17 protein-coding genes and 1 riboswitch are annotated in these 14,678 nt (G+C 72.0%); of the genes, 10 read left to right on the plus strand and 7 right to left on the minus strand.

From position 1 onward, the window contains the following. Nucleotides 1-123: 123 nt before the first annotated feature. The 3 genes from glnII to ACFVYR_RS13240 form a co-directional block, all read right to left on the minus strand. Entirely contained in the window at nucleotides 124-1,152 is a 1,029-nt protein-coding gene (gene glnII, locus ACFVYR_RS13230; protein WP_384257102.1) for a glutamine synthetase, read from the minus strand. Nucleotides 1,153-1,300: 148 nt separating this feature from the next. Continuing rightward, nucleotides 1,301-1,510, minus strand: a complete 210-nt coding sequence (locus ACFVYR_RS13235; protein ID WP_389611778.1) for a hypothetical protein — start codon at nucleotides 1,508-1,510, stop codon at nucleotides 1,301-1,303. 73 nt (nucleotides 1,511-1,583) lie between these two features. Beyond that, nucleotides 1,584-1,952 carry an arsenate reductase family protein gene (locus ACFVYR_RS13240; RefSeq protein ID WP_384257107.1) on the minus strand — a complete coding sequence of 123 codons (369 nt, stop codon included), beginning with the start codon at nucleotides 1,950-1,952 and terminating at the stop codon, nucleotides 1,584-1,586. A gap of 168 nt (nucleotides 1,953-2,120) precedes the next feature. On the opposite strand from ACFVYR_RS13240, the gene ACFVYR_RS13245 reads away from it, so the two are divergent. Next, on the plus strand, nucleotides 2,121-2,429 hold the full coding sequence (locus ACFVYR_RS13245; protein WP_384257109.1) for a hypothetical protein: 309 nt from the start codon (nucleotides 2,121-2,123) through the stop codon (nucleotides 2,427-2,429). Nucleotides 2,430-2,564: 135 nt separating this feature from the next. Continuing rightward, nucleotides 2,565-3,596 carry an alpha/beta fold hydrolase gene (locus tag ACFVYR_RS13250; protein ID WP_384257111.1) on the plus strand — a complete coding sequence of 344 codons (1,032 nt, stop codon included), beginning with the start codon at nucleotides 2,565-2,567 and terminating at the stop codon, nucleotides 3,594-3,596. A gap of 31 nt (nucleotides 3,597-3,627) precedes the next feature. Here the strand turns inward: ACFVYR_RS13250 and ACFVYR_RS13255 are convergent, their stop codons facing one another. Further along, nucleotides 3,628-4,485: an alpha/beta hydrolase gene (locus tag ACFVYR_RS13255; protein WP_384257114.1), complete on the minus strand. Its 858-nt coding sequence runs from the start codon at nucleotides 4,483-4,485 to the stop codon at nucleotides 3,628-3,630. A gap of 59 nt (nucleotides 4,486-4,544) precedes the next feature. Here ACFVYR_RS13255 and ACFVYR_RS13260 point away from each other — a divergent pair, with 59 nt between their 5' ends. Beyond that, nucleotides 4,545-5,516, plus strand: a complete 972-nt coding sequence (locus ACFVYR_RS13260; protein ID WP_384257116.1) for an asparaginase — start codon at nucleotides 4,545-4,547, stop codon at nucleotides 5,514-5,516. Here the strand turns inward: ACFVYR_RS13260 and ACFVYR_RS13265 are convergent. Next, nucleotides 5,513-6,643, minus strand: a complete 1,131-nt coding sequence (locus ACFVYR_RS13265; protein WP_384257119.1) for a haloacid dehalogenase-like hydrolase — start codon at nucleotides 6,641-6,643, stop codon at nucleotides 5,513-5,515. The two genes, ACFVYR_RS13260 and ACFVYR_RS13265, sit on opposite strands and share 4 nt — an antisense overlap. Nucleotides 6,644-6,876: 233 nt before the next feature. On the opposite strand from ACFVYR_RS13265, the gene ACFVYR_RS13270 reads away from it, so the two are divergent. From ACFVYR_RS13270 to ACFVYR_RS13300, 7 genes are all read left to right on the plus strand, one after another. Beyond that, entirely contained in the window at nucleotides 6,877-7,758 is an 882-nt protein-coding gene (locus ACFVYR_RS13270; RefSeq protein WP_384257121.1) for a helix-turn-helix domain-containing protein, read from the plus strand. A gap of 149 nt (nucleotides 7,759-7,907) precedes the next feature. Continuing rightward, a complete protein-coding gene (locus ACFVYR_RS13275; RefSeq protein WP_384257218.1) occupies nucleotides 7,908-8,285 on the plus strand; it encodes a VOC family protein in 378 nt (125 codons plus the stop codon). An 18-nt stretch (nucleotides 8,286-8,303) separates the two neighbouring features. Further along, a riboswitch (cobalamin riboswitch) is annotated at nucleotides 8,304-8,489 on the plus strand. A 65-nt stretch (nucleotides 8,490-8,554) separates the two neighbouring features. After that, complete coding sequence (locus ACFVYR_RS13280) at nucleotides 8,555-9,619, plus strand: ABC transporter substrate-binding protein (protein ID WP_384257123.1); 1,065 nt, start codon at nucleotides 8,555-8,557, stop codon at nucleotides 9,617-9,619. 47 nt (nucleotides 9,620-9,666) lie between these two features. Then, entirely contained in the window at nucleotides 9,667-10,818 is a 1,152-nt protein-coding gene (locus ACFVYR_RS13285) for a FecCD family ABC transporter permease (protein WP_384257221.1), read from the plus strand. Continuing rightward, entirely contained in the window at nucleotides 10,815-11,648 is an 834-nt protein-coding gene (locus ACFVYR_RS13290; RefSeq protein ID WP_384257125.1) for an ABC transporter ATP-binding protein, read from the plus strand. Before ACFVYR_RS13285 ends, ACFVYR_RS13290 begins: the two co-directional genes overlap by 4 nt. Nucleotides 11,649-11,788: 140 nt before the next feature. Beyond that, nucleotides 11,789-12,019, plus strand: a complete 231-nt coding sequence (locus ACFVYR_RS13295; RefSeq protein WP_384257128.1) for a DUF5133 domain-containing protein — start codon at nucleotides 11,789-11,791, stop codon at nucleotides 12,017-12,019. Between the two features lie 364 nt (nucleotides 12,020-12,383). Continuing rightward, the gene (locus ACFVYR_RS13300) at nucleotides 12,384-13,160 is read left to right on the plus strand and encodes a metallophosphoesterase (protein WP_384257130.1); all 777 of its coding nucleotides are present in this window, start codon (nucleotides 12,384-12,386) and stop codon (nucleotides 13,158-13,160) included. 22 nt (nucleotides 13,161-13,182) lie between these two features. Here the strand turns inward: ACFVYR_RS13300 and ACFVYR_RS13305 are convergent, their stop codons facing one another. Together ACFVYR_RS13305 and ACFVYR_RS13310 are read right to left on the minus strand one after the other, a co-directional pair. After that, nucleotides 13,183-13,620 (minus strand): hypothetical protein, encoded by a 438-nt coding sequence (locus ACFVYR_RS13305; protein ID WP_384257132.1) that lies wholly within the window; start codon nucleotides 13,618-13,620, stop codon nucleotides 13,183-13,185. Between the two features lie 245 nt (nucleotides 13,621-13,865). Then, nucleotides 13,866-14,525 (minus strand): YceI family protein, encoded by a 660-nt coding sequence (locus ACFVYR_RS13310; protein WP_384257135.1) that lies wholly within the window; start codon nucleotides 14,523-14,525, stop codon nucleotides 13,866-13,868. Nucleotides 14,526-14,678 lie beyond the last annotated feature (153 nt).

The following is a 14,678-nucleotide window of genomic DNA, read 5'->3' on the forward strand; positions in this document are numbered from 1 at the left end:
TGGGGGTGTGGGGGGGCCTCCCACTGGCACAATTAAAACTGTTGCGGGGTGGGGGGCACAGCTGTGGGTGGTTACCCGGGGGCGGGTTACCGCACCCTTCGCCGTCGGATTCCGGGCGGGGGATCAGACCTGGCCGGCCTTCTCCAGGGCCGTGCAGCAGGTGTCGACGAGCAGCCGCGTCACGACGTACGGGTCGACGTTGGCGTTCGGGCGGCGGTCCTCGATGTAGCCCTTCTGCTCCACCTCGACCTGCCACGGGATGCGGACCGAGGCGCCGCGGTCGGAGACGCCGTACTTGTACTCGTCCCAGGGGGCGGTCTCGTGCAGGCCGGTCAGGCGGTCGTCGATGCCCGCGCCGTAGTTCTTGACGTGGTCCAGCGGCTTCGAGCCCTCGCCGAGCGCCTCGCAGGCGGTGAGGATCGGGGCGTAGCCCTCGCGCATCGCCCTGGTGGAGAAGTTGGTGTGCGCGCCCGCGCCGTTCCAGTCGCCCTTGACCGGCTTGGGGTCGAGCGTGGCGGAGACCTTGAAGTCCTCGGCGGTGCGGTAGAGCAGCCAGCGGGCGATCCACAGCTGGTCGGAGACCTCCAGCGGGGCCAGCGGGCCGACCTGGAACTCCCACTGCCCGGGCATGACCTCGGCGTTGATGCCGGAGATGCCGAGACCCGCCTTGAGGCAGTTCTCCAGGTGCGCCTCGACGACGTCACGGCCGAAGATCTCGTCCGAGCCGACGCCGCAGTAGTAGCCGCCTTGCGCGGCGGGGAAGCCACCGACGGGGAAGCCGAGCGGCCGGTCGCCCTCGAAGAAGGTGTACTCCTGCTCGATGCCGAAGATCGGCTCCTGCGCGGCGAAGCGGGCGGCCACCTCGGCCAGTTCGGCGCGGGTGTTGGACTCGTGTGGCGTCATGTCCGTGTTGAGGACCTCGCACAGGACGAGTACGTCCGCACCGCCGCGGATCGGGTCCGGGCAGGTGAAGACCGGCTTGAGCACGCGGTCGGAGGCGTGACCCTTGGCCTGGTTCGTGCTGGATCCGTCGAAGCCCCACAGCGGCAGCTCGGCACCCTTCGCGTCGTCCGCGAGGATCTTCGTCTTGGAACGGAGCTTGGCGGTCGGGGCGGTGCCGTCGATCCAGATGTACTCGGCCTTGAAGGTCACGGGTGCCTCATCCTCTAAACGCTCGGTACGGCGCAGAACGTGCGGGTGCTGCGGTGCCGTGGTGATGTGCGGCAGCCTGGCAACCGGCGATTTCCCGGCCGTTGCTCCTGTGTGAACCCCGTGTTACCTGAATCGGGAGTGGCCGACGTCACTTGATGACCGCGTTGGCGGCCGCTGTCGCGAGCCCGATCGCCGCGTCGGCGCCGCCGATCAGGACGGCCGAGCGGCGCCGGTAGCCGGCCCGCAGCGCGGCGAAGGCGCCCCAGGCGAGGAGCAGGCCCGCGTTGAGGAGCAGGCCGCTGTAGGTGACCGGGGCCTCGGACCAGCCGAAGGTGCCCGCGAGCACGAGGAGGAGCACCGTCGGCCGGCAGGCGACGAGCCGAGGGTGCGTGCCGGGCGTCGGGGCGCGGGCGGGGCTGAGCGACGGGCTCTCAGCGCGACAGCGCGTCCCGCACCGCCTCCTCCGTGCGGCCCACCACCGCCGTGCCGTCGTCGGCCGTGATGATGGGGCGCTGGATCAGCTTCGGGTGGTCGGAGAGGGCCTTGATCCAGCGGTCGCGGGCCGAGGCGTCGCGGGGCCAGGCCTCGTGGTCCGCGAGGTTCAGCTCCTTGGCCTCCGGCTCCTTGGTCCTGGTGATGTCCCAGGGTTCGAGGCCGAGGCGGTCGAGCACGGCGCGGATCTCGTCCTCGGTCGGCACGTCGTCGAGGTAGCGGCGGACGGTGTAGTCGGCGCCCTCCGCGTCGAGCAGGGTGAGGGCGCTGCGGCACTTCGAGCAGGCGGGGTTGATCCAGATCTCCATGCCCGTACGCTACCCCGCGCCCCACCCGTTCCGGGCGTTCGGCGTCGCGTCTGTTCGAATAGCCCAAAGGCCTTCTGGCCAGCGGCGATTGTCAGTGCCTCGCAGTAGAATCACAGTAGTGTTCGAGGGCGCCCGACGGGGGGTCCTGACCGCGACAGGAGGATGCCTGTGCCCGCTGCCGCACTCACATCGAAGCGTGTGTCCAAGACCGTACCGAAGCCCGTACTGATCGACCTGCCGTACGTACCGTCGGCGAAGAAGGCGCTGCCCGCCGGGCGGCCCCGCGAGTGGTATGTCAACCACAACCGCCGCCTCAAGGCGATGCGCCTGGCCATCGCCCTGCTCGACTCCGGCGTCTACCTGCCGGACCACGCGAAGAACAGCACGATACGGCGCATGGCCGAGGACGTCGGCATCCATCCGCCGTCCGACATCACCTGCCACATGGTGCGGGCGCTGATGCGGTACAGCCGCTGACGCGGGGCAGTCGCTGACGCGGAGCGGCGGCTGATCGAGTTCGGGGCCCGGGACGGCAGTTGGCCGCTCCGGGCCCCGGTCCCCGTTTACGCGCGCCCCTGTGCGCTCACGTGTGCGATGGGACATGCTGGGCCCATGACCCAGCCGGACCCCGTCGGCGACCTGCCGCTCCTGATGACCGCGGAACTCCCCGACGGCACCCGTCTCCCCGTACGGGGCCTGCGCGCCCCCGCACCGGAACGCTTCCTTCCGTCCGGCTCGGGTCCGGCGCCGGGCCCGCCCCCGGCCCCCGCGGTGCTCATCCTGCCCGCGATGGGCACCGCGGCGCGTCACTACCGCCGCTTCGCCCGCCAACTGCACGACGAGGGCCTGACGGTGCTCGCGGTCGACCTGCGCGGCCAGGGCGAGGCGGTGGCTCCCGGCCGCACGGGCCCCGGGCGGCTCGGCCACGGCTATCGGGCGATCGTCGAGGAGGACCTCCCCGCGGTCGTGGCCACGATCCGCGACGACCTCGGTCCGGAACCGCCCCTGTACCTCCTGGGCCACAGCCTCGGGGGCCAACTGGGGCTGATCTACGCGGCCGTGGCGGGGCGTGGCCCTGGTGGCCCCGGCGATTCCCGCGCCCCCGGCCGCTCCGGCAGCCTGGGCGACTCCCGGGTGGACGGCGTCGCTGTCGTCGCGACCGGCTCCGTCTGGTTCCGTGCGTTCGGGCCGGTCCGCGGTCCCGGCCTGCTCCTGTTCCAGCTTCTGATCACCGTCACGGCGAGCGTGCTCGGCCGCTGGCCCGGTGCCCGGCTCGGCTTCGGCGGGGATCAGCCCAAGGGCGTCATGCGCGACTGGGCGCGGCAGGTGCGGACCGGCCGCTACAGCGCCAAGGGCTCGTCCCTCGACTACGAAGCGGCGCTCGCGGGCCTCGACCTGCCCGTGCTCGCGATCTCCGTCGACCAGGACACCTACGCCCCCGCCGCCGCCCTCGACCACCTGCTCGGCAAGGTCCCGCGGGCCAGGCTCACCCGCCGTCACTGCACGACGCAGGAGGCGGGCCGCCGCCTCGACCACTTCGCCTGGACCCGCGCGGGCGGCTCGCTCGCCAAGCGGGTGGCGGCGTGGACGACCGACGAGGAGACGTCCGGCGCGACGGCGACGGCGGCGGCCACCGACCGCTGACCCGAGCGCCGTGCGACCCGGCCGGACCGCGTCACCCGACCAGCGCGTCCACCAGCCGTCGCCGGTCCTCCGGACGGTCCCTGAGCCACGCGCCCAACGCGTGGTCCGCGCCCGGCAGTTCGAGTCGCGTGTACCGCGCCCGCGTGCTGAGCGCCGCGCCGACGGCCGCCGTCACCTCGGGCGGTATCACCGCGTCGGTGCCGGGCACCACGAGCACCGCCCGGCCGGGAAAGTCCCGGTAGACGTCGAGTGCGGCGGACTCGCGCCAGCGGCCCGGCGTACGGAGGATCTCCGTAAAGGGGCCGTCGCCGTCGCCGAAGGGGAGCGGCCAGGCCGCCGTCGCGTACACGGCGGGTGCGCACAGGCCGATGCCCGTGACCCGCGCGCCGAAGTGCGCCACCAGGTCCGCCACGGTCTGCCCGCTCATGCTGAACCCGACGAACACCAGCTCGTCGGAGCCGGGCACCCGCTCCTCGACCACCGCGGCCGCCTGTGCGAACCGCCGCCGCAGGCTCAACTCCCCCAGGCGGCCGGTGCTTTCGCCGTGGCCGGAGAAGTCGAGCACGAGCGCCCGGCAGCCGTGCGCCGCGAAGTCGTCCTGCAGACCGGACAGTCGCACCTTGCTGCCGGCGCCCGCGCCGTGCAGGAGGACGACGGTGACGGCGGGGTTCCGTGCGGCGCCGGGCACCACCTCCGAGCAGCTGAGTATCTCGCCGTCGCAGGCGAAGGAGAAGTCGGACGAGGGGAAGCCGGACGGGGAGAAGCCGGACGAGGGGAAGTCGGACGGGGAGAAGCCGGACGAGGGGAAGTCGGACACGGGAGGGGCGGGCGTGGGCTCTGTGGACGGTGTGGGTTCGGTGGCGGGCGTGGCGAGGGAGTCATGAGTCATGCCGCCTATCCTCGGGCCAACCCCCGAGTTGTGGGGCGCGTAACGGAAAGATGAGGCATATGGCGACGACCTTGTCCGTATTCACCCTCGGCGGCACCATCTCCGCACAGGGCGGCGGCGGTTCGTCCCGGCTGTCCGGTGCCGAGGTCATCGCGGCCACCGGCGCGGTTCCGCCCGGCGTCGAGGTGACCGTCCATGACGTGCGCAGGCTGCCCAGCTCCTCCCTGACCGTGGCGGACGTGGCCGCCCTCGCCGAGCGGGTCGACGAGGCGACGGCCGCGGGGCACGGCGTCGTCGTGGTCCAGGGCACCGACACCCTGGAGGAGACCGCCTTCCTCCTCGACCTCGCCTGCGCGCCCCGCACCCCCGTCGTGGTCACCGGTGCGATGCGCCGTCCGGACCTGCCGGGCGCCGACGGCCCGGCGAACCTGGCCGCCGCGGTCGCCGTCGCCGCGGACCCCGCCTGCGCGGGGCTCGGCGTCGTCGCGGTCCTCGCGGACGAGATCCACGCGGCGCGGCACGTCCGCAAGACCCACACCACGTCCGTCGCGACCTTCGCGTCACCGGGCGCGGGCCCGCTCGGCAGGGTCGTCGAGGGCAGGCCCCGCGTCCTGCTCCGCCCGGCAGGGCCCACCGTCGCCCGCCCCCTGAGCCTGCGCGGCAACGCCAACGTCGCCCTGGTCACGCTCGCCCTCGGCGACCGCGGCGAACTCCTCGAAGCCGTCGACGCCCGCTTCGACGGCCTGGTCGTGGCGGCCTTCGGCGCAGGCCACGTCCCCACCTGGCTCGTCGAACCCCTGACCGCGCTCGCCGCCCGCATCCCGGTCGTCCTCGCCTCCCGCACGGGCGCGGGCCCGCTGCTCAGCGAGACGTACAAGGGCCCGGGCTCCGAGTACGACATGCTCGGGCGCGGCCTGCTCCCCGCGGGCCCGCTGGACGCCCCGAAGGCCAGGCTCCTGCTGCACGCCCTGTTGGCGGACGGCGCCGGCCGGGCGCAAGTGGCCGACGCCTTCCGCGAGTTGACTGCCTAGCCGATCTGGTCCGGGGTGACCGTCAGCCACCGCTTGTCGGCGGTCACCTTCTGGCCGAGCTCGCGCTGCCGCGCGGCGTTCTTCTTCTTCATCCCGTCGAGCTGCTTCATGTACGAGTCCTTGCGGTTGACCCAGACCCGCACGCCGCCGTGGTCCACGTCGGCGGAGTGGAACAGCATCGGGCCGTCGCTCACCGGGGTGTCACCGGCGGCGAGGATCGGCTTCTTCCACTCGTCGATGTAGGTGTTGATCGCGGCGGGCTTGCCCTCGTACCAGGTCAGCGGCGCCCACAGGTGCGGCGTCAGCTCGCGCTTCGCGAGCTTCGCGCGGTCCTTCCCGCCGAAGCGGCCCTCGGCGATCTCCTTGCGGGAGCTGGTGACGTCACCGGTCCTGCGGTCCTTGAGCTGCTGGGCGACGCCGATGACGTTCTGCGGCTTCACGCCGTAGCCGTACTTGGGGTCGGCGAGGACCATGCGCACCAGGTCCTCACTGGCCGCGCTCACCACGTACACGTCGATGCCGTGGTGGCGCAGCGTCCTGTAGAGCTGCCGCATGCCCCGCGAGAACTCCGGCGGCTTCACCTCGGTCTTCGTCGGTTTCCCGTCCTCGAAGTACTCGGCGGGGATCGGCTTCTTGTACGCCAGGAGCTCGTCGACGTACCCCTTGAGCTCCTTCAGCGTGAAGCCGGAGAAGATCTGCGCGGCCCACGGGTAGCAGACCTGGTCGTCCACCTCGCACAGCCGGTTGTAGTAGCTGTAGAGGCTCTCCTTGTGCGTGGCCGTGTCCTTGAAGGGGATGGTCTTCAGGGACGGGTCCATGGTCTCGCGGGTCAGGACGCCCTTCATCTCCAGGAAGGGGAGGAGGGACTCCTCCAGGTCGTTGCGGTACGTGGTGTTGTCCGCGTCGAAGACCGCGTACGCGCCCTTGTGGCCGTTCTCCGCGATGACCTCGCCGAGCTGCTTCGCGACGGGCTTCGGCCAGTGCGACAGCTCGCGGGCGGTGGCCGCGGAGGTGCCGGCGGCGCTCGCCTCGTCCGTCGGCCACAGCGCGCCGCCCGCGAGGACGGCGGCGGCCAGCGCGCCCGTGGTGCCGATGAGGGCCAGCTTGCTCTTTGCCCGTACTGCCATGGTGTGACGTCCCTGCCGTTCCTGGAAGCGATGCGCGGCCCCGTCCGGAGCGGCGCGCAATGCTATGGGGCACGGCGGTCATTGCCCATGATCGAAGTCACCGTGAAGCGGGGGCATGGGGAAGGTGAACGGGGGGTAGTGGGAGGGGGCGCCGTGACCGCACGGCGCCCGGAGCTGCCGGAACCTTCAGGAGCTGCCGCGACCCGCCCGGTCCACCGCGCATACTGGTTCCCATGGGCTCCCGTGAGTTCGTCCGGGCCGTGCCGAGGCTCGACGGCCCGCTCGACGGCATGGTCGTCTCCGCGGTCGGCTACCGCACCGCGGGACAGCGCCCCGCCCTGCACCGCGGCCTGCCCTCGCCGTATCTGACGGTGATCTTCTCCCTCGACGGGCCCATCACCACCGGCGACTCCCCAGGCCGGGCGACGGGACCGGACGCGGCGCGCACCGACATCGTGGTGGGCGGCCTGCACCAGAGCCCCGCGTACGTCGTCCAGCCCGAGCACGAGGCGGGTATCCAGCTCGCCGTGCATCCCCTCGCGGCCCGCGCGCTCCTCGGCCTGCCCGCCGCCGAACTCACCGGTCAGCTGGTCATCGGCGGCACCGACGTGCTCGGCGACCACGCGGCCGACGTCCGCGAGCGGCTGTGTGAGCTGGACGACTGGACGGACCGTTTCGCCCACCTGTCCGCGTACCTGCGGCGGCTCGCCTGCGTCGACCGCCCCATGGGAGCCGTACGCCCGGAGGTCGCCGAGGCCTGGGCGTGGCTGGCCCGGCACCGCGGCGCGGGGACTCTGGGCGGCCTGTCCCGGCACGTCGCGCTGAGCGAACGCAGGCTGACCGCGCTGTTCCGCGCCGAGACGGGCCTGAGCCCGAAGCAGGCCGCACGCCTGATGCGCTTCCAGCACGCCAAGGCCGTCGTGACCCGCGCCGTCGCGGCGGGCGGACCCCCGGACCTCGCCCGGGTCGCGGCCGGCACCGGCTACTACGACCACTCCCACCTCGTCCGTGACTTCCGGCAGTACACCGGAGTGAGTCCCACCCGCTGGCTGGCCGAAGAGTGCCGGAATATCCAAGCCGGGGCGCACGGTACGGGCGAAGACTCGAAGCCATGAACACCACACCGAACCCGAGCTCGAACCCGAACGTCACGCCGGCCCCGAAGCCGGACCTCACACCGGCCCCGAACCCCGCGCCGAACCCCGCGCCGGGTGCCGCCGAGGGTGACCGCCTCACCACACCCCCTCCCGCCGTCTGGCCGGGCGTGCAGGCCCAGGACGCCCCCGCGCTGATCGACTTCCTCGTCGACACCGTCGGCTTCCTGCGCACCGCCGTGTACGAGGACGGGGGCCGCGTCGCCCACGCCCAGCTCGACTGGCCCGAGGGCGGCGGCATCATGCTCGGCTCGTACGACCCGGAGGCCGCGGCCACCTGCGGCAAACCCGGCACCGGGGGCGCCTACGTCGTCACGGCCCGGGTGGACGACCTGTACCGGCGCCTCACCGGGGCGGGCGTGAAGATCACCGCCGAGATCGAGGACAAGCCCTACGGCAGCCGCGAGTTCGGCATCGAGGACCCGGAGGGAAACCGCTGGTCGTTCGGCACCTACCGAGGCGAGCCGAGGCCCGCACCGACCACGTGAGGGCGGGTGACAGGTGCGTGATAACTTGCGCAAGCCAGTCAAACCCACACCTGGGCCAGGGAATCCGGTGCAAATCCGGAACTGACGCGCAGCGGTGAGGGGGACGGGCGGGGCCACGGCCACTGGGTGTCTCCGGACGCCCGGGAAGGCGCCCCGCCCGGTCGATCCCGAGTCCGAAGACCTGCTGGCGCCTCCGCTCGCACACCGGGCGACGGAGGTCGTGACGCAGGCCAGGCTCCGCGTATGAGCCGCGAGACCCAAGGGATCACGTGTCCTCGACAGCCCGTACCGCCGCTCTCCGTACAGCCGCCCTCCTCTGTGCCGGTCTGCTCACGCTCACCGCGTGCGGCGACGGCTCCGCACGCAACGCCGCGCACTCCGGGGGCGGGAGCGCCGACGGCTATCCGGTCACGGTCACCTCCTGCGGCAAGGAGGCGAAGGTCGAGGCGCCGCCCCGGCGGGCCGTCTCCCTCGACCAGGGGTCCACGGAGATCCTGCTCTCCCTCGGCCTCGCCGACCGGATGGCCGGCACCGGCACCTGGACCGACCCGGTCCTGAAGAACCTGGCGAAGGACAACGCGAAGGTGGAGCGGCTCGCCGACCGCTACCCGTCGCTGGAGAAGGTCCTCGCCAAGGAGCCGGACTTCGTCAGCGCCTCCTTCCTCTACACGGTCGGCAAGGGCGGCGTCGCCGACCGTACGAAGTTCACCGAGCTGGGCGTGCCCGTCTACGTCTCGCCCACCGACTGCGCGGGCAAGGACAACGACGACGGCGACGGTGACGGCAAGCGCGTCAAGACCCTCACCATGGACAGCGTCTACGGCGAGATCCGCGACCTCGCGAAGGTCTTCGACGTCGAGAAGCGCGGCGAGAAGCTGATCGCCGGACTGAAGCGGCGGGTCGCGAAGGCCACCGGGCACGTCGACAAGGCCGCCGCCTCGGACACCCGCCTCATGTACTGGTTCGCCAACTCCGACGCGCCGTACATGGCGGGCTGCTGCGGCGCCCCCGGCATCATCACCCGCGAACTCGGCGCCAAGAACGTCTTCGACGACACCCGTGAGGAGTGGCCCCAGATCAACTGGGAGACCGTCGCCGACCGGGACCCCGACGCCATCGTCCTCGGCGACCTCACGCGCAAGTCCCAGTCCGCGGAGAGCGCCGCGGCGAAGATCAGGTTCCTGGAGACGAACCCGGCGACGAAGAACCTGACCGCCGTGAAGAAGAAGCGGTACGTGCTACTCAGCGGCCAGGCCATGAACCCCACGATCCGCACGGTCGACGGCATCGAACAGGTCGCGGCCGCGCTGCGGAAGTTCGGACTCCGCAAGTGACGCAGGCGGCGGAGGGCGGGGGCGGGAGTACGGCCGCGGGAACGGGGATCGGTACCGGCACGGGCACGGACATCAGTACGGACACGGGCACCGGCACGGAGGGGCCCGCACCCGGCGCCGTACACCCGGAACCCCTGCACGGCCCGCGCCCGGGCCCGCACCCGGGCCTGCGCGTGGGACTGCGCGGGGGCTTGCGCCTGGCCCTGCTCTGCCTGGCCGGTCTCGCCGCGCTCGTCCTCTCCGTGTCCGTGGCCGTCACCATCGGCCCCGCCGACATCTCCGTGCCCGACGTATGGTCGACCGTCGCCGCCCACCTCGGCTGGGGCGAGACCCCGCTCACCCCGATCAGGGACGGCATCGTCTGGAACCTGCGGATGCCGCGCACGCTGCTCGCCGCGGTCTGCGGCGCGGGCCTCGCGGTCTGCGGCGCCGTGATGCAGTCGCTGCTCCGCAACCCGCTCGCCGACCCCTTCGTGCTCGGGGTGTCGTCCGGCGCGTCCACCGGAGCAGTCGCGGTCGTCGTGCTCGGCGTCGGCGGGGGAGCGGTGTCGGTGTCGGCGGGCGCGTTCGCCGGGGCGCTCTGCTCGTTCGCGCTGGTGCTGCTCCTGAGTCACACCCTGGGCGACACCACGGACCGGGTCGTGCTGTCCGGCGTCGCTGCCATGCAGCTCTTCTCCGCGCTGACCTCGTTCGTCGTCCTCACGGCGGGCGACGCCGAGACCACCCGCGGCGTGCTGTTCTGGCTCCTCGGCTCGCTCAGCGGAATCGGCTGGACGGACGTGTGGCTGTGCGCCGGGGTGCTCGCGGTGGCGCTGCTCGTCTGCCTCGGCCACGCCCGCACGCTCGACGCGTTCGCGTTCGGCCAGGAGGCAGCGGCGGCGCTGGGCGTCCGGGTGGCCCGCACCCGGCTCGTCCTGCTCTGCACGACGGCGCTCCTGACCGCGGCCCTGGTCAGCTCGGCGGGCGCCATCGGCTTCGTCGGGCTGGTCCTGCCGCACGCGGCCCGCGCCTTCGTCGGCTCGGGCCACGCCCGGCTGCTGCCCGTCACCGCGCTCGCCGGCGCGGTCTTCCTGGTCTGGGTGGACACCCTCGCCCGCACGGCCCTGGACCCGCAGGAGGTCCCGGTCGGCGTGGTGACCTCGCTCATCGGCGTACCGGCGTTCGTGGCGGTGCTGTACCGGACGCGGCGGGTGACATGACGTACGGCCTGATCCCACCGGACGCCCCGGGGCTGCCCGCGGACCACGCCGCGCCGGGACTGCGCGCGGACCGGGTGAGCCGGGAGGCGGGGGGCCGCCTCGTCGTCGACGGCGTCAGCCTCGCCCCGCCCACCGGCGCCACCGTCGGCCTCCTCGGCCCCAACGGCTCCGGCAAGTCCACGCTCCTGCGCATCCTCGCGGGCGTCCTCGCCCCGGCCTGCGGCGTCGTCACCCTGGACGGCCGCACGCTGGCCGACACGGGCCGCAGGGAGGTGGCGCGCCGGGTCGCCGTGGTCCAGCAACACGCCTCGACGCAGGTCGAGTTGACCGTACGCGATGTCGTACGCCTCGGCCGCATCCCGCACCGTCGCGCGTGGTCGGCGCCCACGCCGCACGACGAGCGGGCCGTGCGCGACGCGCTGGCGCGCACCGGACTCACCGAACGCGCCGCCCAGGCCTGGCACACCCTCTCCGGCGGCGAGCGCCAGCGCGTCCAGATCGCCCGCGCCCTCGCCCAGGAGCCCCGCGAACTCCTCCTCGACGAGCCCACCAACCACCTCGACATCCAGCACCAGCTCGACCTGCTCGCCCTGGTGGCGGAGCTCCCGGTCACCAGCGTGATCGCGCTGCACGACCTCAACCTGGCGGCGATGTTCTGCGACCACCTGCTCGTCCTGCGGGAGGGCACGGCGTACGCGGCCGGACCGCCGGCCGAGGTGATCACCGAGGAGCTGATCGCCGAGGTGTACGGGGTGCGGGCGGTGGTGACGCCGGGGGAGCCGGACGGCGGCGCGGAAGGGCGGCCTTCGGTGCGCTTCCTTCGCAGGTGAGGCGGGGCACGCCCGGGGGTGGGACGGGGTGCGGGCCTCGCCAGGACGTTCCGGGCATAAGGGGTGAGAATAACCAAACGGACAGGGGGTACCGCAGGGAGCGACGAACCACCCGACCTGTCCCCGAAAGGACAACCGCCATGCTGATGGCCGAGCCCGTGCTGCGAAACCTGGTCGAGAACCACGAGATGCTCACCGTGCGCCTCTCCGCGGAACCCGACAACCACGAAGTGCGCCGCCGCATAGAGAACGTCACGTACACCCTGTGCGTCTCCACCGGAACGCGCGACATCCAGAGCGCGCTCGCCGTGGCCAGGGAGAAGCTCCGCGACTACCGCCCGACGCGGACGAAGGTGCAGCTTCAGGCCTGAGGGCGACGGGGCGGAGGGCCCGGCACGCGGGATGCGGGATGCGGGATGCGGGATGCGGGCCGCCGGACGCAGGTGGCGGCGCGATCAACTCCGGTTGCCCGTCCTGGACTACGTTGGATGTCATGCGTTTCGCGGACCGGCACGGTGCGGCACCGTACGGCACGGTCGATCGTGCCGGTCCGCGGGGGCGTGGTGGGTGCGTCCGCGTAGGTGGGCGGGGGGACAGGCGGCGGGTACCCCGGGAAACCGGGGCATCCCCCGTCGCTGCCACGTCGTGCCACGTCGCGCCGCGGCGACTCGGCGCGCACGCGGCTCCCGGCCCCCTCCCGCCTACTCCCACACCACGGAAGAAGATCCCGCAGCGATGATCGTGATAGCCCACCTGAGCGACATCCACATCGACACCCGCGACGAGGACGGCGGACGCAGTGCCGCCCGCACCCGAGCCGTCATGACGTACCTGAACGACCTCCCGTACGACCTGGACGCGGTCATCGCCACCGGCGACATCGCCGACCACGCCACCCCGGCCGAGTACGAGGCCGCACGCAAGCTGCTGGCCTCACGCCACCCGCTGCTGGCCTGCCCCGGCAACCACGACGAGCGCGCCGCGTACCGAGAGCACCTGCTCGGCGAAGCCCCGAGCACGGCGCCGGTCAACCACTCCTACACGACGGACCGCTTCGTCCTGGCCCTCTGCGACACCTCGGTACCCGGCGAGGACCACGGCAGGATGACGGACGAGACGCTGACGTTCCTGGCCGGCCTCCTCGCCGACACCCCGCCCACGCGCCCGGTCCTGATCGCCTTCCACCACCCGCCGGTCCCGCTGAACACGCCGTACGTGGACGTCATCCGCCAGTTCGACGAGGACCGCCTGGCCGAGCTGACGTCACGCCACCCGAACGTGACGGCGTTCCTGGCGGGCCACGCCCACACCCCCGCGGCGACGACGTTCGCGGGCCGCCCCCTGCTCGTGGCCCCCGGCGTGGTCTCCACGCTCCGCCTCCCCTGGGAGCGTCAGACGGACCCCTCCCACCACGTCCACCGGGATCTGCCACCGGCCGTCGCCTTCCACGTCCTGGACGACGAGGGCCGCTTGACGACGCACTTCCGCCCGGTGCCGCTGCCGTCGGCGTGAGCGGAACGGCACCTCCTCCTGGTTACCGGAACTTCGCGACCCAGGGCTTTTTGTCGGAGGCGGGCGGCGTCAGCTCCATCTCGCCGCCCGCGCCGTCATAAAGCCCGGTCCCGCCCGTGACGACCCCCGTGACAGACGGCTTTCTGCCATCGGGCCGATCGGGCCGATCGGGCCTACTGGCCACGGCCCTGGACGCCTGAAAGGCGATCTTCCCCTTGCCCGAGATCTCGATGATCCCGGAGCAGTAGGCGGTGAGTTCACGCGCGCCGACCACTTCCTTGGCACAGGACTCGAAGGCACCGCCGACCGTGGCGCCCGCGCGGTCCCGCACGGTGAACCGGTTGGCGACCGGAGTACGGGACTCGCCGGACGCGCCCGAGGCATGCCCCCGCTCCTGCTGGAGGTAGAGCGTAGGAATCGGCGGCTCGCCCTCCCCTTGCGTGGCCGCGGCGGGCCCCATGGCGACATACCCACACGCGCCCCCCAGGAGAACGAGCCCCCCGGCGGCAGCCCACACCCGAACCACAGCCCCTCCAAGAAATCCAATGCAATGCAAAATGCAATGCTGACTGGAGGGCAAAATATCAGCCGCATATCAGCCGCGAATCCGGACCAGAAACAACAAATAATCCGAATATCCCATATCCCATATCCAATATCCGAACGACGATTATCGGAAAATGACTGAACGGCGGCGGGTCCGGATCAAGGGGCGGCCGTGGCGCGAATCGCGGAGATGTCGAACTGCAGCCGAACCTTCTCGCTGACCATCGTGCCGCCCGCCGCCAGCCGCTGGTTGTAGACGAGCCCCCAGTCGGTGCGGTCGATGGTGGTGGTGCCGTCGAAGCCGACCCGCTCGAACCCGAAAGGGTCCACGACCGAGCCCAGGTAGTCGAGTTGCAGCTCGACGGGCCGGGTGACGTCGCGAATTGTCAGATCCCCGGCCATCCGGAAGCTCTCCCCGCCCTCATGGACGGTGGCGGTGCTGCGGAAGACCATCTCCGGGTAGCGGCGCGCGTCGAAGAAGTCGGTACCGATGAGATGCGCGTCGCGTTGTTCCACGCCGGTGTCGACGCTGGCGATCCGGATGACGATCTCGGCCCTCGACTCGGAGGGCCGGTCACCGTCGAAGTGGAGCGTGCTGTCGTAATCCGCGAAAGCGCCCCGGACGGTCGTGACCATCGCATGCCGCACGGAGAACCCTATGCGGCTGTGCGGCCGGTCGATCGTCCACTGCCCGTCCAGCGCCCGCAGCGCCGGATCAAGTGCGACAGCACCGGCCCCACCCTGCCGAACGAGCGTGCCGAGGCCACCGCCCTGCGACGGTTCGGCGGTGCCGGTCTGGCGGCGGCTGAAGATGCCCATGAGGCCGTACCTTCCCTCGGAAGCAATCACTCCGTGTCATCAATGTCATCACGACGGTCCCAGGCACCACGCATCGAGATGGGCACCCTCGTCCGGCTTCCATGACGCCGACGGCAAAGATGCACAGGATCGACATGATGTGAATGCACGGTG

Origin of the sequence: Streptomyces sp. NPDC058284 (assembly GCF_042881135.1) — a bacterium.
In the GTDB taxonomy this organism is placed as follows: domain Bacteria; phylum Actinomycetota; class Actinomycetes; order Streptomycetales; family Streptomycetaceae; genus Streptomyces.

Coding starts and splice junctions, on each gene's coding strand:
- ACFVYR_RS13250 (WP_384257111.1), top strand. CDS start 2,565: ATGACCCAGCCGGACCCCGTCGGCGACCTGCCGCTCCTGATGACCGCG.
- ACFVYR_RS13305 (WP_384257132.1), bottom strand. CDS start 13,620: ATGGGGCCCGCCGCGGCCACGCAAGGGGAGGGCGAGCCGCCGATTCCT.
- ACFVYR_RS13260 (WP_384257116.1), top strand. CDS start 4,545: ATGGCGACGACCTTGTCCGTATTCACCCTCGGCGGCACCATCTCCGCA.
- ACFVYR_RS13295 (WP_384257128.1), top strand. CDS start 11,789: ATGCTGATGGCCGAGCCCGTGCTGCGAAACCTGGTCGAGAACCACGAG.
- ACFVYR_RS13265 (WP_384257119.1), bottom strand. CDS start 6,643: ATGGCAGTACGGGCAAAGAGCAAGCTGGCCCTCATCGGCACCACGGGC.
- ACFVYR_RS13310 (WP_384257135.1), bottom strand. CDS start 14,525: ATGGGCATCTTCAGCCGCCGCCAGACCGGCACCGCCGAACCGTCGCAG.
- ACFVYR_RS13290 (WP_384257125.1), top strand. CDS start 10,815: ATGACGTACGGCCTGATCCCACCGGACGCCCCGGGGCTGCCCGCGGAC.
- ACFVYR_RS13270 (WP_384257121.1), top strand. CDS start 6,877: ATGGGCTCCCGTGAGTTCGTCCGGGCCGTGCCGAGGCTCGACGGCCCG.
- ACFVYR_RS13255 (WP_384257114.1), bottom strand. CDS start 4,485: ATGACTCATGACTCCCTCGCCACGCCCGCCACCGAACCCACACCGTCC.
- ACFVYR_RS13240 (WP_384257107.1), bottom strand. CDS start 1,952: ATGGAGATCTGGATCAACCCCGCCTGCTCGAAGTGCCGCAGCGCCCTC.
- ACFVYR_RS13300 (WP_384257130.1), top strand. CDS start 12,384: ATGATCGTGATAGCCCACCTGAGCGACATCCACATCGACACCCGCGAC.